We start from the raw sequence: 22,816 nt of genomic DNA, 5'->3' as shown, positions 1-22,816 counted from the left end.
GCGATAGCTCTCATACCAATTTTTTATTATAAATAAAATTTGGATTATATTTACAAACTGAATTTATAATTGATATAATACATAAGGTTGGAAGTATAACTTAATTGAGTAGCTCTTGAAAAGGAGCACTTATTTTAGTAAAATTCATTAGGATAGGAAAGTGGGTGAAACAATGGCAACTTGGTTAGCGATTTTATTAATCGTGTTAGCACTAATTCTAGGACTAGTCGGTGGATTTTTCCTTGCAAGAAAATATATGATGGATTATCTGAAAAAGAACCCACCAATTAATGAAGAAATGCTACGAATGATGATGATGCAAATGGGTCAAAAACCATCTCAAAAGAAAATAAATCAAATGATGACAATGATGAACAAAAATCAAGATGACGCATTCAAGAAGAAGAAATAACGCATAATGACGGGGTTTACGACACTTTCAGTAGTGTTAGTAAACCCCGTCATTTTATTTATATAAAAAACCATACGCTATGCGTATAGTGCAGTATGGTTATACCGTTGTATTAAAAATTGCATCTCTACGTGCTAAAATAATATTTGGTCAGCCAACCAAAATTAACAACATGAGGAGATGCAATTTATGTCATCAGACACAAATAGTTTAGCACATACAAAATGGAATTGTAAGTATCACATTGTCTTCGCTCCTAAATATAGAAGGCAAATTATTTATGGAAAAATAAAGAAAGATATTGGATTAATATTGCGACAGTTGTGTGAAAGAAAAGGTGTAGAAATTATTGAAGCTGAAGCATGTAAAGATCATATTCATATGTTAGTTAGTATTCCACCAAAATTAAGTGTTTCCCAATTTGTAGGATATTTAAAAGGGAAGAGTAGTTTATTGATTTTTGATAGACATGCACATTTAAAATATAGATATGGAAATAGAAAATTTTGGTGTAAAGGGTTTTACGTTGATACAGTTGGAAGAAATAAAAAAGTTATAGAAAATTATATTCGTAATCAATTACAAGAGGATATCGTTGCAGAGCAATTAACGCTTGTCGAATATATAGACCCATTTACTGGCGAAGAAACTAGAAAGAAAAAATAAACAACCCTTTTAAGGGTTGCTGGGAAAGTAGTACATATGGCTGATCTTCTCAGAGCCCTTATCAGGGCTGGTCAGTAACAAAGGCTTATAGCCGCAGAACAAACCACCCGTTATACGGGTGGTTTTGATTTATTGGCAACAAATTGGCAACAAAATTACCAACTATCATTATATGCCTTAGTTAATATGGATTGTAATTCTTTTTCAGTGTTCGGGTATAAATGTCCGTATGTGTTCGCAGTGGTCGTTATATCTGAATGTCCTAAATGTTTTGATATTGTGTATAACTGTACGTTGTTATTAATTAATAGCGTTGCATGTGAATGGCGCAGATTGTGTACCCGAATTGGTTTAACATTTGCTTTATCAATGCCAATTTTAAATTGTTTATTAACATTAGCAAGTGTCATTGGTTTTGCTATACTTCTAACTGTAAAAATAAAATCATCGTTATTAACGTATTCAAACTTCTCAATTTGAAATTGTTCCAATTCCCTTAATTGTTCTATTACGTGGCTAGGTATCGTTATAGTGCGTTCTGATGGTGTAGTTTTAACCGTCGTGATTGTTTTGTCATTCCACGAGTTGTTTATTTCTATTTCTTCATTTTCAAAATCAATATCGCAATAACGTAGAGCTAATATTTCGCCTTTACGAGCGCCGGACCAAAACAAGACCATAAACAATGTTTTATACACTATATTGTCTACTACTTTTATAAAATGGTTGAATTCGTCAATCGTCCAGTATTCTTGCTTACGTCGTTCTTCATGTTTTGGCAGTGATACAACTTTCACAACATTGCGTGAGAGATTGTAGAAGTTAACAGCGAAGTTAAATATAGCAGACAAATTACGTCGTATATTACCTAACATTGAATTACTATATTTATCAAATATAGATTGATAAAAATCATCGATATGTTTAGGTTTGATATTTTTAATAGGTGTAGTTTTAAAATGTGGAATCAAAATGTTATTGATTAAATTATTTTGATTGTAAATTGTGGTTTCTTTTTTGCGTCCTTTTGAATAACGCATAAACCTTTCGGCTATTTCACGAAATGTGTATTGTTCTTCAATTTCCGTATCGTATGTTTCTAAAAATCTTTGTTGGGCAATTAAAGCATCTTTCTTTTTTGCGAACCCCCGTTTTTTCTTATGTACCTTTTCGCCATGTACGTTTTCAACACGTACAGAATAAAACCATTTATTTGTGTTGGGGTCTTTATGAACAGTCATTTAAAAACCCTTGTTTCGTCATTGCAGTAATAATTACATAAACTGATTAAACGTTGTCTTGCTATGTTATGCCCAACTTCATAAAAAGTCATTAAATCATTTTCAGTAAACAATTCGTGTAATTCAATTTCTTTTTGAGGCATACGAAACAACAGACTAAATTTGTCAGCCTCATTTTCTTGTTTCTGATTGTACATATCATTCATATCACGTTGATCGGTGTCATGTAACATAAAATGTCCTAATTCATGAGTAAAATCTTCCCACATTTTATTCTTTTCATCTTGTTTAATGTAAATTACGTGATAACCTTTAAATTTCATTACACAACTTATATGTTCATTGTATACAACAATAATACTTAAATAGTCAGAAATTCCTTCAATACTCTTTTCAACATTATTACTATTTAATTCGTAAGCTAAATCATTTACCACATCATCAATAAACATAAAATCCTCCTCATATAGAACGTCAGTTCCCCTTAAAGTTCAAAAAATAAACGATGCTTTATTTATCATCGTTTTTCTTTTGTTTAATAGTTTTCGCTATTAAATAGTCGGCTTGATCTTCCAACGACTGTATAATTCTTGTTTTTTCTTCGCTTGATAATTCATCAAATGCTTCTTTGTCTTTGAACATGATTGCTTGATAGTTTCTTTTATCGTCCTCAACATCTCCCAAAATGTCGTTAGTAGTGCAATCGAGTGCATGAGCTAAATTCAAAAGTTGTTTATTATTTGGCGCACTGTACCCACGTTCTAAATTTGATATAACTTGTTTAGTTTGACCCGTTTTATCGGCTAGTTTTTGTTGTGTCATGCCTCTTTGAGTTCTTAAAAATTTAATATTTTTACTGTATTCTTCCAATTATTACACCCTTTATCTTTTTTTATATTTAGAAATCATAAAATCGGCTTGTTCACGTAAAGTAAGTAATATTTTTTCTTTATCTTCTTCTGGCAAACTATCAAAGCCTTCTTTATCTTTAAACATAAAATATTCATCGTCGCTAGTGTGTCGTGGTTCATCTAGGTAACCGGCTTTGAACATAAGATATTCATAATCTAATTCGTAACCTTCGGCAAATTGACGCAAAATTATCATAAGTGGTTTAATGGCAACAGGATTATGGGAAACAGGCAAAAAACGTAGTGGAAACACTAAACAAGACCACCAAAAACAAGGTGGAGGCAATGTTAAATAGTTAATAATTAACCGGCTATAAATATAGTCGGTTCTTTAATATAAAAAATTAATGGAGATTTTTATAAATGGCACAAGAAAAATGGAATGGCGTACCAGTACGTTATGATTGGTTACCAATCGGAACGAGACGTAGTGGGCAACCATTAACAACAGGTAACCCGAAATTTGCAGTAGCACACGACACAGGTAATATAGATACTACAGCACAAAATAATGTTGATTATTATAAAAACTCATATAATATTGATTGGTCTATCGTGGCAAGCGCTCATATATTCGTTGACGACGAAGAATGTATTGTTTGTATTCCAGTTACAGAAAAAGCATGGCATGTGTTATATGGTGCAATCAAAGATAACCAATGGTATGGCGTAGATGCTAACGATGGCGCATTTGGTGCTGAAGGTTCATATTTCACAGATAAAACACGTTCTCAAAAATCATTAGATAATTTAGCACGTGTCTTAGCTTATTTATGTAACTATTGGGGCATTGATTACAAAACGGAAATGCCCGGACATCAAGATATTCAAGTAGGTAAAGTTGACCCGGGTAACTTGTTAGAATACGCTGGTTATGGTCGTGATGTTAGCAATTTAGACAAATTAGTTACTAAATACATTGACGGCGTAGAAGAAGAAAGCGATAGTGAGCCTTCTAAAGAATTATCAGAAACAACTACAGAAAAACCAACAGAAAGCCCACAAACAAATGTAGATTACAAAGAGGCTATAGAGTATATGCACAGCCTAAAAGGTCAGTATATCGATTTCGATAATTTCGCAGCGTACCAGTGTATGGACTTGATTGTAGACTATGCAGACCACGTAACAAATGGTTACAGAATATGGGGTAACGCAATAGATTTAACATGGGTTGCTTTGCCTAAAGGGTGGAAACTTGTAGAAAATACGCCCGACTATGTGCCACCTATCGGTACAATCGCAGTATATACTGAAGGTATTTATGATAAATGGGGCCATACTGGTTTAGTATGGGATAACAGTGGAGGTACAGAAACATTTGTTATCTTAGAACAAAACTATGATACGTTAGCAAACAGCCCGGCAAAATTAAGAACGGATAATTACGCTGGATTAACGCATTTCATTGTTCCCGATTTCGTAGATGAAGATGTAGATTTATCAAACATCACACCGGAACCAGTTAAAACAAACGAAAACAACGCTACACTTAAAGTTGGTAATGTACCACCTAAAAAATTAACATGGTCTAATCAACCATACTTTAGAGCAACAGCAGATAACGCAGGTGTTTCAATTTGTAGACCAAACCATAATAATGTAATGGTTGTCACTAGCGAATCATACGATCCCGGCTATAATCAATTTTATATTTATGAAATTCGTGACGGCTGGGCAAGAGTATATTCGCCGGATAATGACGGTTTTGTTTGGTATGAAAGATTACGCATAAACGAGGTTTATAAACCGGGCGGTGGTAGTGAATTGCATGATGATGTAAGCGCATATGACAATGTGTTAAATGATTTAGCGATTGGTTCCATTCCACCCGATGATTTAAATTGGTCTGATAGTGCATACTTTAGAGGTCGTGTTGATAGTTACGGTGCTACTATTACAAAACGTACAGGTAGTAACGGTAATTATGATTGGCACTTAACAAACGAAAGCTACAGTGCTGGTTACGATCAATTCTATATATTCGAAATACTAAACGGTTGGGCAAGAGTATATTCATCTTCAAACAACGGTTGGGTATGGCACGAAAGATTAAGAATAGTAGAAGTATATTAAAAAGTCTATTAGCTAAAATGATTAAAATATGTTATATTGCAAATAGGGTCACTTTTCATTTAATGACTCACTAATTCTATTATATTTTTACGCATGAAGCACTCTTTTATAGAGTGCTTTTTATTTTTATGATGGGTGGCCAAACTTATAATTTATGATAAAATATTAAAACATGCTGTGATAACTCCTTATTGACAATAATTTATATACTGCCCAAGCATGTCACTGGGTGGTTATTTTTTTGTATTAAAGTTCAAAAAATTTTACAAAAAGGTATTAATATATTATATAATATAATTAAAGGAGGGATGTCAATGGAAAATATTAGAAAAAGGACTAATGATTTTCGTAATGAATATAAAGAATTTAGTTTTAAAAATATATTAGATGATTTAGAAAAAGCAATTGAATCATTTGGTATAAAAGTTTTGTATAGTGATATGAGTACATTCGATTTTCCCGATTCAATTAGCGGTTATAGTCGAATTAATGAAATAGGTTTGCCAGAAATAGTTGTAAATGCAAAACACTCAAATGGGAGAAGACGGTTTACAATGGCTCATGAATTAGGACATATAGTTTTACATTGGGGTTGGCCGATGTATAAACCTAATAAAGAATATAGTATCTTGTATAGAAATGAATACGATAACGCAAATACTCAATTAGAAAATGAAGCTAACGAATTTTCAGCACAGTTATTGGCTCCTATAGATGTAATAGAAAAAGTGATACCGAAAGATATCTTTGCTTATTCTGAGTCAGAAATTAATGAGTTATCTTATAAAGTTGCAACTGCTTTTAAGATTTCTAAGCCATTTGCATGGAGACAATTAAACAAATTAAAGAACGAAAGAATAAAGTGAGAATTTTAAATGGATAGAACGGATTTGGATTCAAATACATTTAATAATTTAATAAATGATATAAATAATTCTGATGCGAGCAAAATAGATATAGATGCTCAAACTGCACATGACGATATTAAAGATTTTTATGACTATAAAAACATTTGAGAGATTCAGCTAAAAAGCAAATCGATTTTAAAGACAATATTAGAAAAATATCATTATTAATATTTGGATTGATAACACTTGTATTATCTTTGAATTTATTTGTAATGTTATATTTACAAGGTTTAAGTTTTAAAATCTGGGTTTTTCCTGTTAGTGTACCACACTATGATATTAAATTAATTATCTTTTTTGCCTCAGCAACTTTTATTAATATTTTTGGTATTATAGGATTTTTATTAAGGTATATTTTTAGTTCTACAACTGATATTTTAAAACACAATGAAGATTTATCTAATAAGTAACCGCATCTTAATTGATGTGGTTATTTTTTATTACTTTTGAATTTAAATATTATTTTAATGATGTTAATATAATATTTGTGTTGAAATTCTGTATTTATTATAGTTTGGCATTTATCCAGACTGAAATTGTGGGTAGATTACGTTAATCTATCCACTTTTTATGCTCAAAAGTTAAAATAACTACGTAAAATATATAGAATAACTAACTTAATTATATGAGATTATTAGTTTGGATTTCGCCATATTGAAGTGGACTTATGCTTTCACGTCTAATATCTGATCCAGTTCTATACAAGAATATAAGCGAAATTAAAAGCGCTGTTACCGTCCCCAATATAATCCATTTAATCGTTTTATTAACTTTAAATATTAAAGTAAAAACTATCAATAAAAAAATAATACAAAAAATAACATAAGATGAGTACATCATAAAATTTCCCATAAATAAAACTTCCTTAATAAAAAAGCCCACTTATGTAAAAGCGAGCTTGTGAATAGTATTATATTTATTTGATACGGTTGAGGTCGTATCATGTCCATATAGTAACACAGTCTAAATTAACAACAAATGGTACAAAAGTTTGATATAAAATAATATGTTAATAACACGCTGAGCGATAGTTGAATATATTGGAATTACAAGGCTTAAACTAAATGTGCTAGATTGCAATTGTTAGCAATTTTGCATGAATTTGCCCACTTTTTTATGATAATTATTATACGAAAATAAAAATAGGGAAAAAGTTCTTATATGCTCGATCTGTTTTTTATGTTTACAACAACTAGTTTGTATTGTATTATTATATAGCACACCTTAGGGTGTTGTCAGATAGAGTAGGTCTAATATATGCCCTAGGGTGTGTATTCAGACATACTCTCTAAGACATAGCCGCCCTTATGGGTGGTTAACTTTATACGATAAGTGTTGTGAAACTTCTTGTCAAATGTAACAATATTTACCAAAATATATTTGTGAAGTTCCCCACAAACTTCACTCAACTAGTTAGTATAAAGAAATTATTCATTGGCATTTCTTTCAAAAATATCATTTTTATAATATGTGGTACAATGTTTTTACATGCGTCACCATATTCTTGTTAAACATTTAAAAACTTTAATTTGATCCCACCCAAGCATGTCACTGGTTGGGTATTTTTTTATGTAATTATGTTTATAATATGTACAAAAGTTATCCAAATAGAAGAAAAAGTTTGGCTAATTTATTTACAAAAGATAATAAAAGTACTATAGTTATTGATGAAGAAAGTTAATTCTCAATCCTGTTCTTTCTTCCTAACTCTTAGCTCTGTAAGTTAGTCTGTGTGGTAACTATGTTATATAGATATAGTTATATACAATTAGGAGTGCATTGTATAGCCTTGACTGTGGCCTTGTAACTAGTCGTTGGTCCTGGTAAGTGACACCCTTCTTACCCGCGCTCATATACATAATCCCTGCTTAAAGAGTAGGGATATTTTTATGAAAGAGTGATTTTTTGGAGGATAATAAATATTACATATTAAATAGTGAAGAAGATATTAATTTTCAATACATCCTCAATGATTTTATAGAAAAATTCACTCAAAAAAAATTAGTGTTAAATGTTACTGATAGAAAACTAGATAAATTAGAGATAAGATTTGATAAATTTAATTTACCTCATTTGTTAGGTTTACATAAAGTTATAAATGGAAGAGCAACAAATATCCTTCAAAATATATTAGAAGGTAAAGTTGCTATAGAAAATATAAAACTACATGAAAGATATAAAGAAATTAAAGACAGAATATTAAGTTATAATTTTTTACATAGTTGTTTTATCGATAAAAATATTAAATTATGTATAATAATAAATAGTCACGATCGAAATCCGCAAAATTTAGATATAGTTTTTATAGATAAATACAGTGGTAAAGATATATTATTAGGTTTAAGAAAAGCAAGAAATAAAGATTATTATTCTCCGACCACTATGTATGTTGTAAAAGATAATAGTGATTATGTGGGAAGAAAAAAGGTTAGAATAAATAGTATAGAATGGCAATCATACTAACACTCACTCAACTAGTTGGTGTTTTTGTTTTTCAATTTCTGTGTTAGCATAAATAATATATTAATGTTAAGGGAACGCATTAATAAATTTTAAGCCTATAAAATAGTACAGTTTTTAAAAGACAGTTATTATTTAGCTGTCTTTTAATTTTGTGTTAAAATATATAATACATGCATATATAAAACTCCAATTATTTATTTCGCCAATCACCTAAGCATGTCAATGGGTGGTTATTTTTTACATAAATAAATCCAGCAATTAATGTGAAAGATTTATTCACAAACGAAGTTTGTAACATGAATTTGATAATCTTACATTTTCGATTGTTGGAAAGTTGGAAAAGTATTTTCTGGTGACGACAATGGTTGGGCAATGCAAGCTTATAAGATGTTTTGCTATTGATTTTTAATTAGCCACATGTTAATTTGTTATTATACCTTTATTTCAATACTTCAAAAGAGAGGCACTGATTATGTGTCTCTCTTTTTTATTTGCTCAAATTTAAGTTCATTAATAATTTTTTATCTGATTTATCGGTTTAAATTAATTAAAATTAATGTTATGTTGTGTTACATGAAAATAAAATATATTGGGGGATTTAAAATGAAAAAAATAATTTTTCCATTAAGTGTAGGTTTATTATCAGGTGCTTTATTACTAGGCAATGATGTTGCTGATGCAGCTATTAATGAAGATAAGTTGAAAAGTGATGCTGTTGATAAGGTTTCTGAAGAATTTGGTTATGTAGAAAATGGTTTGAAAGCTACTGGCCAAGTAGAAGATAAAGGACAGTATTATGAAGTTCCCGCTGTTCAAAGTACAGGTGTTGGTGGTTTACAAATTATCAAGGTTGATAAAGAAACTGGTAATTTACGATTTGGAGATAATGATATCAAAAATTTTCAATCAGCAGGTTCTATAAATATTGATACTTACAATAGCGATGAAAATTCCGTGACAGAAGACAATAATCATAAAGAAGTAACTAAAAGTCAAAATGATATGTTACCAGAAACTGGTGTAGAAAATGATTTTAATAATATTTTGTTTGGCGGATTGGCATTATTTTTAGGGATTGGATTTTTAGTAGTAAATAAATTAAGAAGTAAAGCATAATTTTATGCTAGTATAGTAGACAATCACACTAGGTGATTGTCTATTCTAATTTGTACTCTTAAGTTATTGAAAGAATACATATATATACTTTAGGAGATTTAAAATACTAGAAATCAAGGAGGGTTAATTATCACAAAAAGGGTCTTGATTGTTCTTATTGCGATTGTTTATATAGTTGGTGTTGTATTATTAATATATGAACTTAATAAGCAAAATGCCTATAGTCCACCTCCATATATGCAAAATGCTGTATATAATAAAGAGAATGAAGTTAAACTCAATAATATAGGTTATAAAGTAAAGAGTGTTGAAGAAAAGCAAGAAATTAAAACGGATAATAATACATATAAAGCAAATGGGAAATATATTGTCCTTACAATCAGAGTTGCAAATTACAAGGATGCGGATTTTATTATAAAACGTAATCAGTTTGCTATAAGTAATAAAAATAGCTTATTAATCCCCGCTATGGATATTACTAACGTACTAAATAAAAAAAGTAATAATTTTTTAGAAGCAAATTCGATAGGTAGTATAAAAAAGAATAACATAAAGAATTTTAAATTAGTATTTGATGTTGATTTAAACACCTTAAAGTCTAACGAACTATATTTAAATATAAATTCTAAAATTATTTCAAAGAATAAAATTTCTTTTACCCTTTGAAATAACATAATTAAAAACTAACTAGAACCACCGGACGCCATATTGGAAAAGTAAAAATCAATGTAGCTATAAAACTAAAAAATAGAAGTAAAGCATTTACTAAACGATCCCCATGAATAAGAGATAAAATATTTATCAATATAATAATACCCAGCAGTACAAGTCCATTAAAAAGGTATAACGTACCGTTAAAAAACTTATTGAAAGATAAAATTGGTATTAAGTATGCTACAAAAGTTGATAGTGCAGATACTAAAGTCATGTAATACTTGATATAAAACACCTCATTAAATATATCCTAAAGTATATAATATCAAATAAATAAGTTGAATTCACTGATCTATTTTAATAATAACTAAAAAGTTTTCATAACATATTTAAATTCTTAAATATATATGTTAAATTTGTATTAGGTTTTAAGTACTCCTAACTTTGCCTATATAGCTCAATCAGATTAATATACATTATTAATTTATTAGAATTTTAAGGGAATGAGACAGTTAAAAACTGTCTCTTTTTTTATGTTATAGTTGCATTTGTGACTAGTTTCTACCATTATAATGGTAGTAAAGTAATTTTAGCTTGTTAAGGGATTGCCCTTTGTTTTTTACATAGTATTAAGGAGTGAATGTTTTGTTTGTTTTGGGTGGCGCATTATCACAAATTGGTATTAGTTTGATATTGGCAATAATTATTTCTGCAATAATTTTGGTTGCTGTTATGTATGCAGTTGCGCCACTTACGGCAATAGATAATAATATAGTGCAAGCTATTGCCGGTATTATATTTTTTTGGATTACCAACAATAACATTTATAGTAGTATTTATTTTATCGTTAACAACTGATTATTCCTAACGGATAACGTTATTTTTGAAGGAGGAAGGGAATGTTTGTTCCGTTATAGAATTGTTGATACGAACACATAAAAGTTATATGGCAAACAATTATTGGCAACAGATTGGCAACAAAACTTTTAAAATAAGTTTTGAAAGCCTGTCATAACAGTTTTCAAATGTTTTAAGTATTTAAACTTAAAGCGTTGATTTTGAAGCGTTTTTTAATGTTCGGGTTAAATGATGACAATGATGAACAAAAATCAAGACGACGCATTCAAGAAGAAAAAATAGTGCGTCATAAAAGGGCTGAATACTACTTTCGACAAGTAGTCATCAGCCCTTATTTTTAATTTGGTAGCATAAAGCATTTATTCACATTTGTAGTTTCAAATGCGTTATTTTATATTTCGCTCACTTTTTTGCTGTTCATGTGTAAGTCCACGAAAATAGACTTTTGTTTCACAATTTTTGAACCTTGTTAAATTTTGGCTGATTATAAAAATGCCATATGCTTGTATATGAAAAGGGTCTAATAACCACATGTTAGTATTTTATATTATTTTAAATCTTTGTCTATTTTTTAATATTAGGTCTCTCTTTTTAGACTTTTTTAAATGAATATGAATTACTTTAAATAGTGAAAGTATGATATTTATTTTTTAAATATTTGATTGTAAAATCAAATTTGTTATAATTTGTATATATAAGGGAGGTATAAATAAGTGAAGAGTGCTTATGACATGGAAGATAAAGAAGTTTTAGATCGACTAGCAAATATGCATATTAACTTTTCTACCGATGAAGAATTCAAACGATATCATAATGCAATGCAAATGCATGATATGAACTACCTTAGATACACTTTAGAAAATGCGTTATCAGCATGCGATAGTACACGCGCTATTTAAATAATGAAAGATAAGATAAGTCTTTAACAAGGCTTATTTTATTTTGGATTCATCTTCCAATATACTTCCCGTGATTGAGCATGTTATTTTAAGATAACTAATGTATAAACAGCTCTGTTTATTGTTTTGAGCCAATCCATACATGTTGAAGAATGCAATAAAATATAACATGCGATGTTTTAATTTAAAAATACTGAATATTAAATGGTTAAGTGATATACTATTCAAGGTGAGAGTTAAGCTAGTAACTTAAAGAAGGTGTAAGCATGTTATATTTAGTATTTTCTATAGTAGTAGCTTTTTTAATGGGTATTGGCGTTATTTTTGTAAGAATGAAAGCACAAGAATACCCAGTAAATGAAAAGAAAATCGTTCTACCTCCTTTCTTCATGGCAACAGGTGCACTTATGTATGTGGTACCTTACTTTAGATTAACAGGTATTGAAATCATAGAATGTATTATATTAGGTGTTCTTTTTTCAACAGTATTGATATGGACATCTAAATTTGAAACACAGGGTAGTGAAATATATATGAAGCGTTCCAAAGCTTTTCCTATCATTTTAATTTCGCTATTACTAATTAGAACTATAATCAAAATATTTGTTAGTAATCAAATTGATCCAGGGGAAATTGCTGGTATGTTCTTCTTACTTGCATTTTGCATGATTGTACCATGGAGATTAGCCATGTTATATAAATATAAAAAAATTAAAAGAACTTTAATAGATTGAGTTTGAAATAACTACATCCCAGAAATTGAATATATTTGGTATTAAGAGGCTGCTAAATTTCCTTGTTTCGTAGGGGTTAAGTAGCCTATTTTTTTATCATGAAACTATACTTGTGTGATAATGAGGCATATTGTAATATAAAAGCGAACAAAGGTTCTTACAGGAGTGGTAATATGAAAGTGATACATACAGCAGATTGGCACTTAGGCAAAATTTTGAATGGAAAATCATTGCTTGAAGACCAATCTTATATATTAGAATCATTTATAAAAGCAATGGTAGATGAACAACCTGATGTGATTGTAATTGCAGGTGATTTATATGATACAAGTTACCCTAACAAAGAAGCAATTCAATTATTAGAAAGTACAATAAATACATTAAATTTAGAAATGAATATGCCATTAATTATGATTAATGGCAACCATGACAGTAAAGAAAGACTCAATTATGGTTCAAAATGGTTTGAGAAATCTCAACTTTATATTCGGACTTCGCTTGAAGATATGGCAAGTCCTGTTTCAATAGGGAATATTGATTTTTATACTTTACCATTTTCTACAGTTAATGAAACAAGTTATTTCTTTGGTGATAAAATGATTGAAACGCATCAGCAAGCTTTATCGAAATCCATTGAATATATGACGCAGCATTTGGATCGAGATAAGACGAATATGTTAGTAGGTCACCTTACTGTCCAAGGCGGAATTAGAACTGAATCTGAGAGACCATTAACAATTGGTACAGTTGAATCAGTTGAAGAAAGTTCATTTCAACGTTTCGATCAAGTATTGTTAGGTCATCTACATCATCCTTTTAGTATCAATTCTAATTTTGTACATTACAGTGGCTCATTATTACAATATTCTTTTTCAGAATCTACACAACCAAAAGGTTACAGAGTAATTGAAATAATTGATAATGAAATTAAAAGTAAATTTAGACCTTTAACCCCTTTAAGGCAATTGGAGGTAGTTGAAGGAAATTATGATGATGCAATCCAAGAAAAACTAGAGATAAAAGACAAATATAATTACTTACATTTCAAGCTGAAGCATATGTCACATGTCAGTGATCCAATGATGCATTTAAAACAAATTTATCCTAATGCATTAGCGCTTACAAACAAAACTTTTGAGTTTAATACACCCATTCATCACGAAAACATTGAAATTCAAAAATTAGATGATGAAACAATTATTAATAAATTTTATGAAAATATTACGAATGAAACTTTAACTAGTGTTCAAAATAAAAAAATCGGTAAAGTATTAAACGAATTACTTGAAGGAGGCCAAACTCATTGAGACCTTTAACATTAAAGCTAAAAAACTTTGGTCCTTTCTTGGATGAAACTATTGATTTTCAACAAGTTAATGACGACCAGTTGTTTTTAATTAGTGGGAAGACGGGTTCTGGGAAAACAATGATATTTGATGCTATTGTATTTGCATTGTTCGGAGAAGCATCCACTAAAGATAGAAGTGAGAGTGATTTACGAAGTCATTTTGCAGACGGTAAAACACCAATGTCTGTAGAATTCGAATTTAAATTAAGAAACACAATTTTTAAAATTAATCGCCAAGGTTCATTTATAAAAGAAGGAAATAAAAATAAAACGCTCGGTCAACTTGCTATATACCAATTGGAAGATGTATTTGAATTACGAGAAAGCAAAGTAAATGCTGGTAACCAATTTATTAAAGCATTATTGGGAGTCAATACTGAACAGTTTAGACAATTGTTTATCTTGCCTCAAGGTGAGTTTAAACGATTTTTATTATCTAAAAGTATAGAGAAGCAAGAAATATTAAGAACGCTTTTTAATAGTCAAAGATTCGAAGAAATACAAGCAATGCTAAATGATGACGTAAAAAAAGTAAGAATACAAATTGAAAAGCGATATCACGCGCTTGAGACAGATTGGGAAGATTTAGAAACGTTTAATATGGACACTTTAAATGAATATAAAGCAATAAATGCAAGACAGACTAATAAAATTAAATCTGTATTACCAGAATTTAAAATAATAGGTGAGACTATTCAAAATGATTTAATTGCTAAAAGAGATAAATGTAAAGAAACATTTGAAAAGATTGAGCGCCAATTAAATACCAATCTAAAACTTCAAGAAGCGATGACAAACCTTGAACAAAAACAAACAGAGTACAATAAATTGTTATCAGAAGAAAATAATATCCAAAATCAAATGAAACTGTTAAAAGAGATTAATGAAGTAAGACCTTTAGCAAATTTATTTGATACTAAAGAAAAATTACTAAAAAAACATGACGAAATAAAAGTAAATATTTCAAAAAAAGCGGCTTACATAGCAAATTTAAACGAACAATTAGAAAAAAATAAAAAACAATTCAAAAATCACCAATCTTTAACTCAATCTATAGAAAAATCTAAGATATTTATAGAAAACTGCAAATTATTTTATAACAAGTATGATAAATATAAAACTGCATACTTAAAAATTGGAAGTTTAAAAAATGAATATACAAAACTTGAAGATGATTATAAAAAAGAAAAGAAGCAGCTTAATACTTATATAGCGCAATTAAACGGGAGGGAACCCGATTATAAAAAAATTGAACAACTCAATGAAAAAATACACAAATTGGATAACGATATTAAAACATATAAGCAAAATGAACAACACAAAAATGAATATCTTAAATTACAAGAAAAAAAAGCTGACAAAACAGCTAGAAAAAAACAAATTGATGTTAACTTAAGCACAGTGGAAGAGGGATATCAAAAGATTGATAAAACAAATATTGATTTAAATAATAAACAAGAAATTATCTCGAAAATACAAGCAGCAATTGCTCAAGGAGACACGTGTCCTGTTTGTGGAAATGAAGTTCATACATTAGAAACACATATAGATTTTGATGAACTCACAACAAGACATGAGAAAATAGCCGAACTGGAACAAAAACATACAGATTTAAAAGAACAAAAAATTAAATTGGATAGTGAAATCCATTATATACTTGAGCAGTTAAATAAATTTAATCTGGACGAGTTAGAAAAAACCAATTATAAAGCACTTGAACAATGTATGAGGGAAGTTTCAAAAACTAAAATACAATTAGAAACCGAAAACGAAACAATTACAAAGCTTAAAGACAAAGTAATGACATTAAACCAAAAAATTCATGAATTTGAACTAAATCTCAAAACGAAGCAATTTGAATTAGATGAATTTACAACCGCTATCAATGATTTTGAAAGCGCCACAGCATATACAAACGTTGACACATTTATCAAGGCTTATGAAAAGGAATTAGGGGAAATAAATGATTACCAAAAAACATATGAATGCTTAGAACAACAGATTCAAAAAGACAGTAATAAATTATCGTTAGAGCTAAATGATCAAGATCATCTTAAAACGACATTAGAGAGTTTAAATAGGGACATTGAAGATTCCAATAACAAAATTGATGAAGAAATGAACAGAATTGGCTTTTCATCACTTAAGCAAGTAGAGCATACTATAAATGAAGTGCCAAACAAATCCAAAATCGAATTAGAAATAAATAAATACAATCAAGAAAAACAACATCTTGAAATTATTATTGCACAGCTAAAATCAGAAATTGACAACAAAGCATTGCAAGATATTTCAGAGTTGAAATCATCACATGAACAAGCAAAGCATAAATTAGACTACGCAAGTTCAATATTGAGTCAACATCATTACAAATTAGAGTTCAATCAAAAGAAAATAGAACAAATCAATAAAATTATTGATAATCTGGACAAAGAACTCCAAGAACAACAAGAGATTTTCCAATTAGCAGAAATTTTATCAGGCAAAAATGAACAAAAATTAACTTTAGAAAACTTTGTTTTAATATATTATTTGGAGCGTATATTAGCGCACGCCAACCAAAGATTATCATTAATGACTGGACAAAGATATCAATTGGTACGAAGGGAACAAACCTCCAAAGGATACAGTGGTTTAGAAATAGATGTTTTTGACTCGCATTCTAATAAAAAAAGACATATCACTTCTTTATCAGGAGGGGAAACGTTCCAAGCTTCTCTTGCATTAGCTTTAGGGCTTAGTGAAGTAGTACAACAAGAATCAGGGGGGATTGCTTTAGATTCTATGTTTATTGATGAAGGATTCGGTACATTAGATCAAGAAACACTTGAAACAGCTTTAGATACGCTGTTAAGTCTGAAATCTTCTGGGAGAATGGTGGGTATTATATCTCATGTGAGTGAATTAAAACAGCGTATTCCGCTTATTTTAGAAGTGAAAACAGAACAGTATCAAAGTACAACCCGCTTTAAAAAGCAATAAAATGTTTAAAAAATAGCTGATAATCTCTGGCTCGTCAGCGCGTTTTATGTCATTAAATTAATTAAAATCCCTTATCCATGATAGTGTTGTTGCTAAAATGGATAAGGGATTTGAAATGTTTTGACTCTAAAATTTAAATAATATCGCTGTGTAAAATTAATTTTTTTCGCGTAATAAATCGCGAATTTCTGTTAGTAACACTGTGTTTTCTTCGATTTCCTCTTCTTCTTGTTTAATTAAAGTGTTCGCAATTTTAACAAAAATAAATAATGCAAAGGCAATAATAATAAAGTCTATAATTGATTGCACGAACATACCATATTTAATCCCCATAAAAGACCAACTCTTGGCGAAGTCAACTGTACCAAATATTAAACCAATTAAAGGCATAATAATGTATGAAACTAAAGCGGTTACAATTTTGTTGAAAGCTGCCCCCATAACTACAGCTACTGCTAAATCTAGAACATTACCTTTTAACGCAAATTCTTTGAATTCTTGTAGCATATTAATTACCTCTCTTAATTTAATATAAAAGTTATTATACAATATTTAATAAATTAAGAAAATACTTTTTGAAAGTGAATTTGATATTAACATAGATGTTTGTTATTCTTATGAATGATTAAACTAAATTATAGAAAAGTAATTAATTTTTCCAATTTTCTTTTTTGATTTAAAAACTTAATATAATATGAAAGGGAGTAATTTATTGTGAATTCTTCTGAAAATCAACCGAATGGTAAGAAGATATCGCCTGTTTTTATCTATAGCGCAATTATTACTGGTATAGTTGTTTTAATTGGTGCAATAGTTCCGGAACAATTTGACACTGTTACAAATACAATAAAACTATGGATCACTGACAAATTAGGTTGGTATTATTTAATTCTTACGACATTTATTGTTTTCTTCTGTGTTTTCCTAATATTTAGTCCTATCGGTAAGTTAAAGCTAGGTAAACCAAATGATAAACCGGAATTTAATACAGTGTCTTGGTTTGCGATGCTGTTTAGTGCCGGTATGGGAATTGGTCTTGTATTCTATGGTGCTGCTGAGCCTATGGCAGATTTTGCTGCGCCTCCAAATGCAGATCCTAAAACTACTGCCGCGTATACTGAAGCGTTACGTTCAACATTTTTCCACTGGGGCTTTCATGCGTGGTCAATCTATGGTGTAGTTGCCCTAGCGCTTGCATATGCACAGTTTAGGAAAGGTGAACCAGGACTGATATCTAGAACATTACGCCCTATTTTAGGTAATAAAGTAGAAGGCCCAATTGGGACAGTAATCGATGTGTTAGCAGTATTTGCTACAGTTGTCGGTGTTGCTGTGTCCTTAGGTATGGGCGCACTACAAATTAACGGTGGCTTAAATTACTTATTCGGTATTCCAAATACTATTTGGGTACAAGCAATTATTATTGTAGTAGTTACAATACTGTTTATTATGAGTGCATGGTCTGGATTAAGTCGAGGTATTCAGTATTTAAGTAACTTAAATATTAGTTTAGGTGCAATATTAATGATTGCAGCTTTAATCATTGGACCAACCATTTTGATTTTAAATATGATGACAAGCTCAACAGGTAGCTTATTAAATTCATTCTTATTTAATACATTTGACACGGCTGCCCAAAACCCTCAAAAACGTGAGTGGATGTCTAGTTGGACGCTTTACTATTGGGGTTGGTGGTTAAGCTGGAGTCCGTTCGTTGGTATATTTATCGCACGTGTTTCTAAAGGACGTTCAGTGCGTGAATTTATCGCAGGTGTACTTTTAGTACCTGCTTTAGTAAGTTTTGTATGGTTTAGTGTATTTGGTGTTCTAGGTATTGAAACAGGTAAAAAGAATCCTGAATTATTCAATATGACAGCTGAAACACAACTATTTGGTGTATTTAATGAGATACCATTTGGCATTGTTTTATCATTAATTGCGCTTGTTTTAATCGCTTCATTTTTTATTACTTCTGCAGACTCTGCAACGTTTGTGTTAGGTATGCAAACCTCGTTTGGTTCATTAGAACCATCAAATGTTGTTAAAGTAACTTGGGGTATTGCGCAATCACTAATTGCATTTGTATTACTATTTGCAGGTGGTGGCAATGGCGCTGACGCATTAAATGCAATTCAAAGTGCGGCCATTATTAGTGCGTTACCATTCTCTTTTGTAGTAATAATGATGATGACTTCATTCTACAAAGATGCCAATAAAGAACGTAAATTCTTAGGTTTAACATTGACGCCTAATAAGCATAGACTTCAAGACTATGTACAATATCAACAAGAGGATTTTGAAGATGAAATGATTAATAGAAGAGCGCCTCTAAGAGATACGGAAAAATCCAAGAAATAAAGTTATATCTAAAGAAAGTGGGACAGAAAACATTTTTTTAAATGTGATTGCTGTCCCACTTTTTGCTTTTATAAATATGTTTATAAACCAAGACAATGTCCTTATTAAAAACAATGATAATCATTCTCATTTAATAATATTAACTTATTACACGAAACACTTACGATAAGTTTTACTTATACATACTGATTGTAAATTCAAATCTAAATTATAGATGTTTATAATAGTAGGTAGTTGTTTTAAGTTACATATAATTATACAATTTAATTAACGGCATATAATTACTAAAAATTTCAAGGGGGATTTATATGGCTTCTAATTTAAAACAGCAAGCGAAAAAGTCGTTCGAGCTAAATGGAAAATCATACACATATTATGATTTAAATACTTTAGAAGAACAAGGGTTAACTAAAGTATCAAAATTGCCATATTCGATTAGAGTATTATTAGAATCTGAATTAAGACAAGAAGATGGATTTGTTATTTCTGAAGAACACATCAAAGCGTTGTCTGAATTCAATAAAGGTACAGAGGGTGAAGTACCTTTTAAGCCATCGCGTGTTATTTTACAAGACTTCACTGGTGTTCCTGCAGTAGTTGACCTAGCGTCATTACGTAAAGCTATGAATGATGTTGGGGGAGACTTAAACAAGATTAACCCAGAAGTGCCAGTAGATTTAGTTATTGACCATTCAGTTCAAGTCGATAGCTATGCAAATCCAGATGCACTAGAAAGAAACATGCAATTAGAATTTGAAAGAAACTATGAACGTTATCAATTTTTAAATTGGGCTACAAAAGCATTTGATAATTACAGTGCGGTACCACCAGCAACTGGTATCGTCCACCAAGTTAACTTAGAGTATCTTGCTAATGTGGTCCATGCACGTGAAGTTGACGGTGAAATAGTGGCTTTCCCTGATACATTAGTTGGAACTGACTCTCACACAACTATGATTAACGGCTTAGGCGTATTAGGTTGGGGTGTTGGTGGTATTGAAGCAGAAGCCGGAATGCTTGGTCAACCATCTTATTTCCCAATTCCTGAAGTAATTGGTGTTAGATTATCTAATGCGTTACCACAAGGGGCAACTGCAACTGATTTAGCATTACGTGTTACTCAAGAATTACGTAAAAAAGGTGTTGTCGGCAAGTTTGTAGAATTCTTTGGTCCAGGTGTAGAACATTTACCATTAGCTGATAGAGCAACAATTGCAAACATGGCCCCTGAGTATGGTGCAACTTGCGGTTTCTTCCCAGTAGATGAAGAATCTTTAAAATATTTACGCTTAACTGGTCGTTCAGAAGAACAAATTGAATTAGTTAAAAAATATTTAGAAGAAAATAGCATGTTCTTTACTGCGGATAAAGATGAACCAGAATACTCTGACGTAGTCGAATTAGATTTATCTACAGTTGAAGCTTCACTATCAGGTCCAAAACGTCCACAAGACTTAATCTTCTTAAGTGATATGAAAGAAGAATTTGAAAAATCTGTTACTGCGCCAGCGGGTAACCAAGGGCATGGTTTTGACGAAAGTGAATTTGATAAGACAGCAACCATTGAATTTAAAGATGGATCTACAACGCAAATGACGACTGGTGATTTAGCAATTGCTGCGATTACATCTTGTACGAACACATCAAACCCATATGTTATGTTAGGTGCTGGGTTAGTAGCGAAAAATGCAATTGAAAAAGGCTTGAAAGTACCTGAATACGTTAAGACTTCATTAGCGCCTGGTTCAAAAGTTGTTACAGGGTATTTAAGAGATTCTGGATTACAAGCATATTTAGATGAACTTGGGTTTAACTTAGTAGGTTATGGTTGTACAACGTGTATTGGTAACTCGGGTCCGCTATTAGAAGAAATCGAAAAAGCGATTGCTGAAGAAGACTTACTTGTAACTTCTGTTTTATCAGGTAACCGTAACTTTGAAGGACGTATTCATCCACTAGTTAAGGCGAACTATCTTGCTTCTCCTCAATTAGTAGTTGCTTACGCACTTGCAGGTACGGTTGATATTGATTTGCAAAATGAACCTTTAGGTAAAGGTGAAGACGGAGAAGATATCTACTTAAAAGATATCTGGCCATCAATTAAAGAAGTAGCTGACACTGTAGATAGTGTCGTTACGCCTAAATTATTCAAAGAAGAGTATGAAACTGTTTACAACAATAATGAAATGTGGAACGAAATTGACGTGACAGATCAACCGTTATATGACTTTGATCCAGAATCAACATATATCCAGAACCCGTCATTCTTCCAAAATTTATCAAAAGAACCAGAAGCGATTAAATCATTAAATAATTTACGTGTTATGGGCAAATTTGGCGACTCAGTTACGACTGATCACATTTCTCCAGCAGGTGCTATCGGTAAGGATACGCCAGCAGGTAAATATTTATTAGATCATGGCGTACCGATTCGTCAATTTAACTCATACGGTTCTCGTCGTGGTAACCACGAAGTAATGGTACGTGGTACATTTGCGAATATTCGTATTAAAAACGAATTAGCACCAGGTACTGAAGGTGGTTTTACAACTTACTGGCCAACTGGTGAACAAATGCCTATATATGATGCAGCTATGAAATATAAAGAAGATGGTACTGGATTAGTAGTGCTAGCTGGTAACGATTATGGTATGGGTTCTTCACGTGATTGGGCTGCTAAAGGTACAAATTTATTAGGTGTTAAAACGGTTATCGCTCAAAGCTATGAACGTATTCACCGCTCGAACTTAGTTATGATGGGTGTCTTACCATTACAATTTAAAGATGGTGATTCATCAGAGAGCTTAGGATTAGATGGTACAGAAATTATTTCTGTAGATATCGATGAAAATGTAAAACCGCATGATTTAGTAAAAGTAACTGCTAAAAAAGAAAACGGTGAAGTCATTGATTTTGAAGCAATTGCGCGTTTCGATTCACATGTAGAAATTGATTATTATCGTCACGGCGGTATTTTACAACTGGTATTAAGAAATAAATTAGCAAACGAATAAATGATTTGCTATTGATTCAAATAAATAAGTGAGGCTAGTATATAAAATAGTTTAGCTTCATGGATGACTGAATAGTAAATGGTTGGGATGAGAAACAATTAAATTAATATTTGGTCGTTTATAAGGATGCGTAGTTCTTATGCTAGGACTAAGCGCTTATATTCTTTTCCAATCAT

Annotated in this window: 21 protein-coding genes; 16 read left to right on the top strand and 5 right to left on the bottom strand. The window is 30.7% G+C overall.

What is annotated here, in order from left to right:
• Window positions 1–172: 172 nt before the first annotated feature.
• Window positions 173–412, top strand: a complete 240-nt coding sequence (locus BJG89_RS08160) for a YneF family protein (RefSeq protein ID WP_019467986.1) — start codon at window positions 173–175, stop codon at window positions 410–412.
• Between the two features lie 189 nt (window positions 413–601).
• Window positions 602–1,078 (top strand): IS200/IS605 family transposase, encoded by a 477-nt coding sequence (tnpA, locus tag BJG89_RS08155; RefSeq protein ID WP_039069888.1) that lies wholly within the window; start codon window positions 602–604, stop codon window positions 1,076–1,078.
• 155 nt (window positions 1,079–1,233) lie between these two features.
• Here tnpA and BJG89_RS08150 read toward each other — a convergent pair whose 3' ends face one another.
• The 4 genes from BJG89_RS08150 to BJG89_RS08135 are packed head-to-tail and all read right to left on the bottom strand — an operon-like array spanning window position 1,234 to window position 3,483.
• Entirely contained in the window at window positions 1,234–2,319 is a 1,086-nt protein-coding gene (locus tag BJG89_RS08150) for a tyrosine-type recombinase/integrase (protein ID WP_096809927.1), read from the bottom strand.
• Complete coding sequence (locus BJG89_RS08145) at window positions 2,316–2,771, bottom strand: ImmA/IrrE family metallo-endopeptidase (RefSeq protein ID WP_096809925.1); 456 nt, start codon at window positions 2,769–2,771, stop codon at window positions 2,316–2,318. The genes BJG89_RS08150 and BJG89_RS08145 overlap by 4 nt, the downstream gene beginning before the upstream one ends.
• A gap of 58 nt (window positions 2,772–2,829) precedes the next feature.
• On the bottom strand, window positions 2,830–3,189 hold the full coding sequence (locus BJG89_RS08140) for a helix-turn-helix domain-containing protein (protein WP_096809923.1): 360 nt from the start codon (window positions 3,187–3,189) through the stop codon (window positions 2,830–2,832).
• 12 nt (window positions 3,190–3,201) lie between these two features.
• Window positions 3,202–3,483, bottom strand: coding sequence for a hypothetical protein (locus tag BJG89_RS08135; protein ID WP_157772546.1), 282 nt, complete (start codon window positions 3,481–3,483; stop codon window positions 3,202–3,204).
• Window positions 3,484–3,593: 110 nt separating this feature from the next.
• Here BJG89_RS08135 and BJG89_RS08130 point away from each other — a divergent pair, with 110 nt between their 5' ends.
• The 12 genes from BJG89_RS08130 (at window position 3,594) to sbcC (ending at window position 17,268) form a co-directional block, all read left to right on the top strand.
• Window positions 3,594–5,306: a peptidoglycan recognition protein family protein gene (locus tag BJG89_RS08130; protein WP_096809918.1), complete on the top strand. Its 1,713-nt coding sequence runs from the start codon at window positions 3,594–3,596 to the stop codon at window positions 5,304–5,306.
• A gap of 314 nt (window positions 5,307–5,620) precedes the next feature.
• The gene (locus tag BJG89_RS08125) at window positions 5,621–6,172 is read left to right on the top strand and encodes an ImmA/IrrE family metallo-endopeptidase (RefSeq protein ID WP_096809916.1); all 552 of its coding nucleotides are present in this window, start codon (window positions 5,621–5,623) and stop codon (window positions 6,170–6,172) included.
• 9 nt (window positions 6,173–6,181) lie between these two features.
• On the top strand, window positions 6,182–6,322 hold the full coding sequence (locus BJG89_RS14470) for a hypothetical protein (RefSeq protein ID WP_157772545.1): 141 nt from the start codon (window positions 6,182–6,184) through the stop codon (window positions 6,320–6,322).
• The gene (locus BJG89_RS14805; protein WP_096809914.1) at window positions 6,319–6,624 is read left to right on the top strand and encodes a hypothetical protein; all 306 of its coding nucleotides are present in this window, start codon (window positions 6,319–6,321) and stop codon (window positions 6,622–6,624) included. The genes BJG89_RS14470 and BJG89_RS14805 overlap by 4 nt, the downstream gene beginning before the upstream one ends.
• A gap of 1,495 nt (window positions 6,625–8,119) precedes the next feature.
• The gene (locus tag BJG89_RS08110) at window positions 8,120–8,677 is read left to right on the top strand and encodes a PBECR4 domain-containing protein (RefSeq protein ID WP_096809911.1); all 558 of its coding nucleotides are present in this window, start codon (window positions 8,120–8,122) and stop codon (window positions 8,675–8,677) included.
• 603 nt (window positions 8,678–9,280) lie between these two features.
• Entirely contained in the window at window positions 9,281–9,793 is a 513-nt protein-coding gene (locus BJG89_RS08105) for an LPXTG cell wall anchor domain-containing protein (RefSeq protein ID WP_157772544.1), read from the top strand.
• Window positions 9,794–9,937: 144 nt separating this feature from the next.
• Window positions 9,938–10,459: a DUF4352 domain-containing protein gene (locus tag BJG89_RS08100; RefSeq protein ID WP_096809907.1), complete on the top strand. Its 522-nt coding sequence runs from the start codon at window positions 9,938–9,940 to the stop codon at window positions 10,457–10,459.
• A 633-nt stretch (window positions 10,460–11,092) separates the two neighbouring features.
• Complete coding sequence (locus BJG89_RS08095; protein WP_096809905.1) at window positions 11,093–11,305, top strand: hypothetical protein; 213 nt, start codon at window positions 11,093–11,095, stop codon at window positions 11,303–11,305.
• 713 nt (window positions 11,306–12,018) lie between these two features.
• Window positions 12,019–12,204 (top strand): hypothetical protein, encoded by a 186-nt coding sequence (locus tag BJG89_RS08090; RefSeq protein WP_096809903.1) that lies wholly within the window; start codon window positions 12,019–12,021, stop codon window positions 12,202–12,204.
• Window positions 12,205–12,470: 266 nt separating this feature from the next.
• Window positions 12,471–12,938, top strand: coding sequence for a CcdC family protein (locus tag BJG89_RS08085; RefSeq protein WP_096809901.1), 468 nt, complete (start codon window positions 12,471–12,473; stop codon window positions 12,936–12,938).
• A 173-nt stretch (window positions 12,939–13,111) separates the two neighbouring features.
• Window positions 13,112–14,245, top strand: coding sequence for an exonuclease subunit SbcD (sbcD, locus tag BJG89_RS08080; RefSeq protein ID WP_096809899.1), 1,134 nt, complete (start codon window positions 13,112–13,114; stop codon window positions 14,243–14,245).
• Entirely contained in the window at window positions 14,242–17,268 is a 3,027-nt protein-coding gene (sbcC, locus tag BJG89_RS08075) for an exonuclease subunit SbcC (protein ID WP_096809896.1), read from the top strand. Before sbcD ends, sbcC begins: the two co-directional genes overlap by 4 nt.
• Before the next feature lie 156 nt (window positions 17,269–17,424).
• Here sbcC and mscL read toward each other — a convergent pair whose 3' ends face one another.
• A complete protein-coding gene (mscL, locus tag BJG89_RS08070) occupies window positions 17,425–17,775 on the bottom strand; it encodes a large conductance mechanosensitive channel protein MscL (RefSeq protein WP_096809895.1) in 351 nt (116 codons plus the stop codon).
• Between the two features lie 207 nt (window positions 17,776–17,982).
• Between mscL and BJG89_RS08065 the strand changes: the two genes are divergently transcribed.
• Window positions 17,983–19,626, top strand: a complete 1,644-nt coding sequence (locus tag BJG89_RS08065; protein ID WP_318270804.1) for a BCCT family transporter — start codon at window positions 17,983–17,985, stop codon at window positions 19,624–19,626.
• A gap of 308 nt (window positions 19,627–19,934) precedes the next feature.
• Entirely contained in the window at window positions 19,935–22,640 is a 2,706-nt protein-coding gene (gene acnA, locus BJG89_RS08060; protein WP_096809892.1) for an aconitate hydratase AcnA, read from the top strand.
• Window positions 22,641–22,816 lie beyond the last annotated feature (176 nt).

The organism is Staphylococcus nepalensis, from assembly GCF_002442935.1.
GTDB classification, from domain to species: domain Bacteria; phylum Bacillota; class Bacilli; order Staphylococcales; family Staphylococcaceae; genus Staphylococcus; species Staphylococcus nepalensis.
This window is presented reverse-complemented; position numbering and strand designations above follow the sequence as displayed.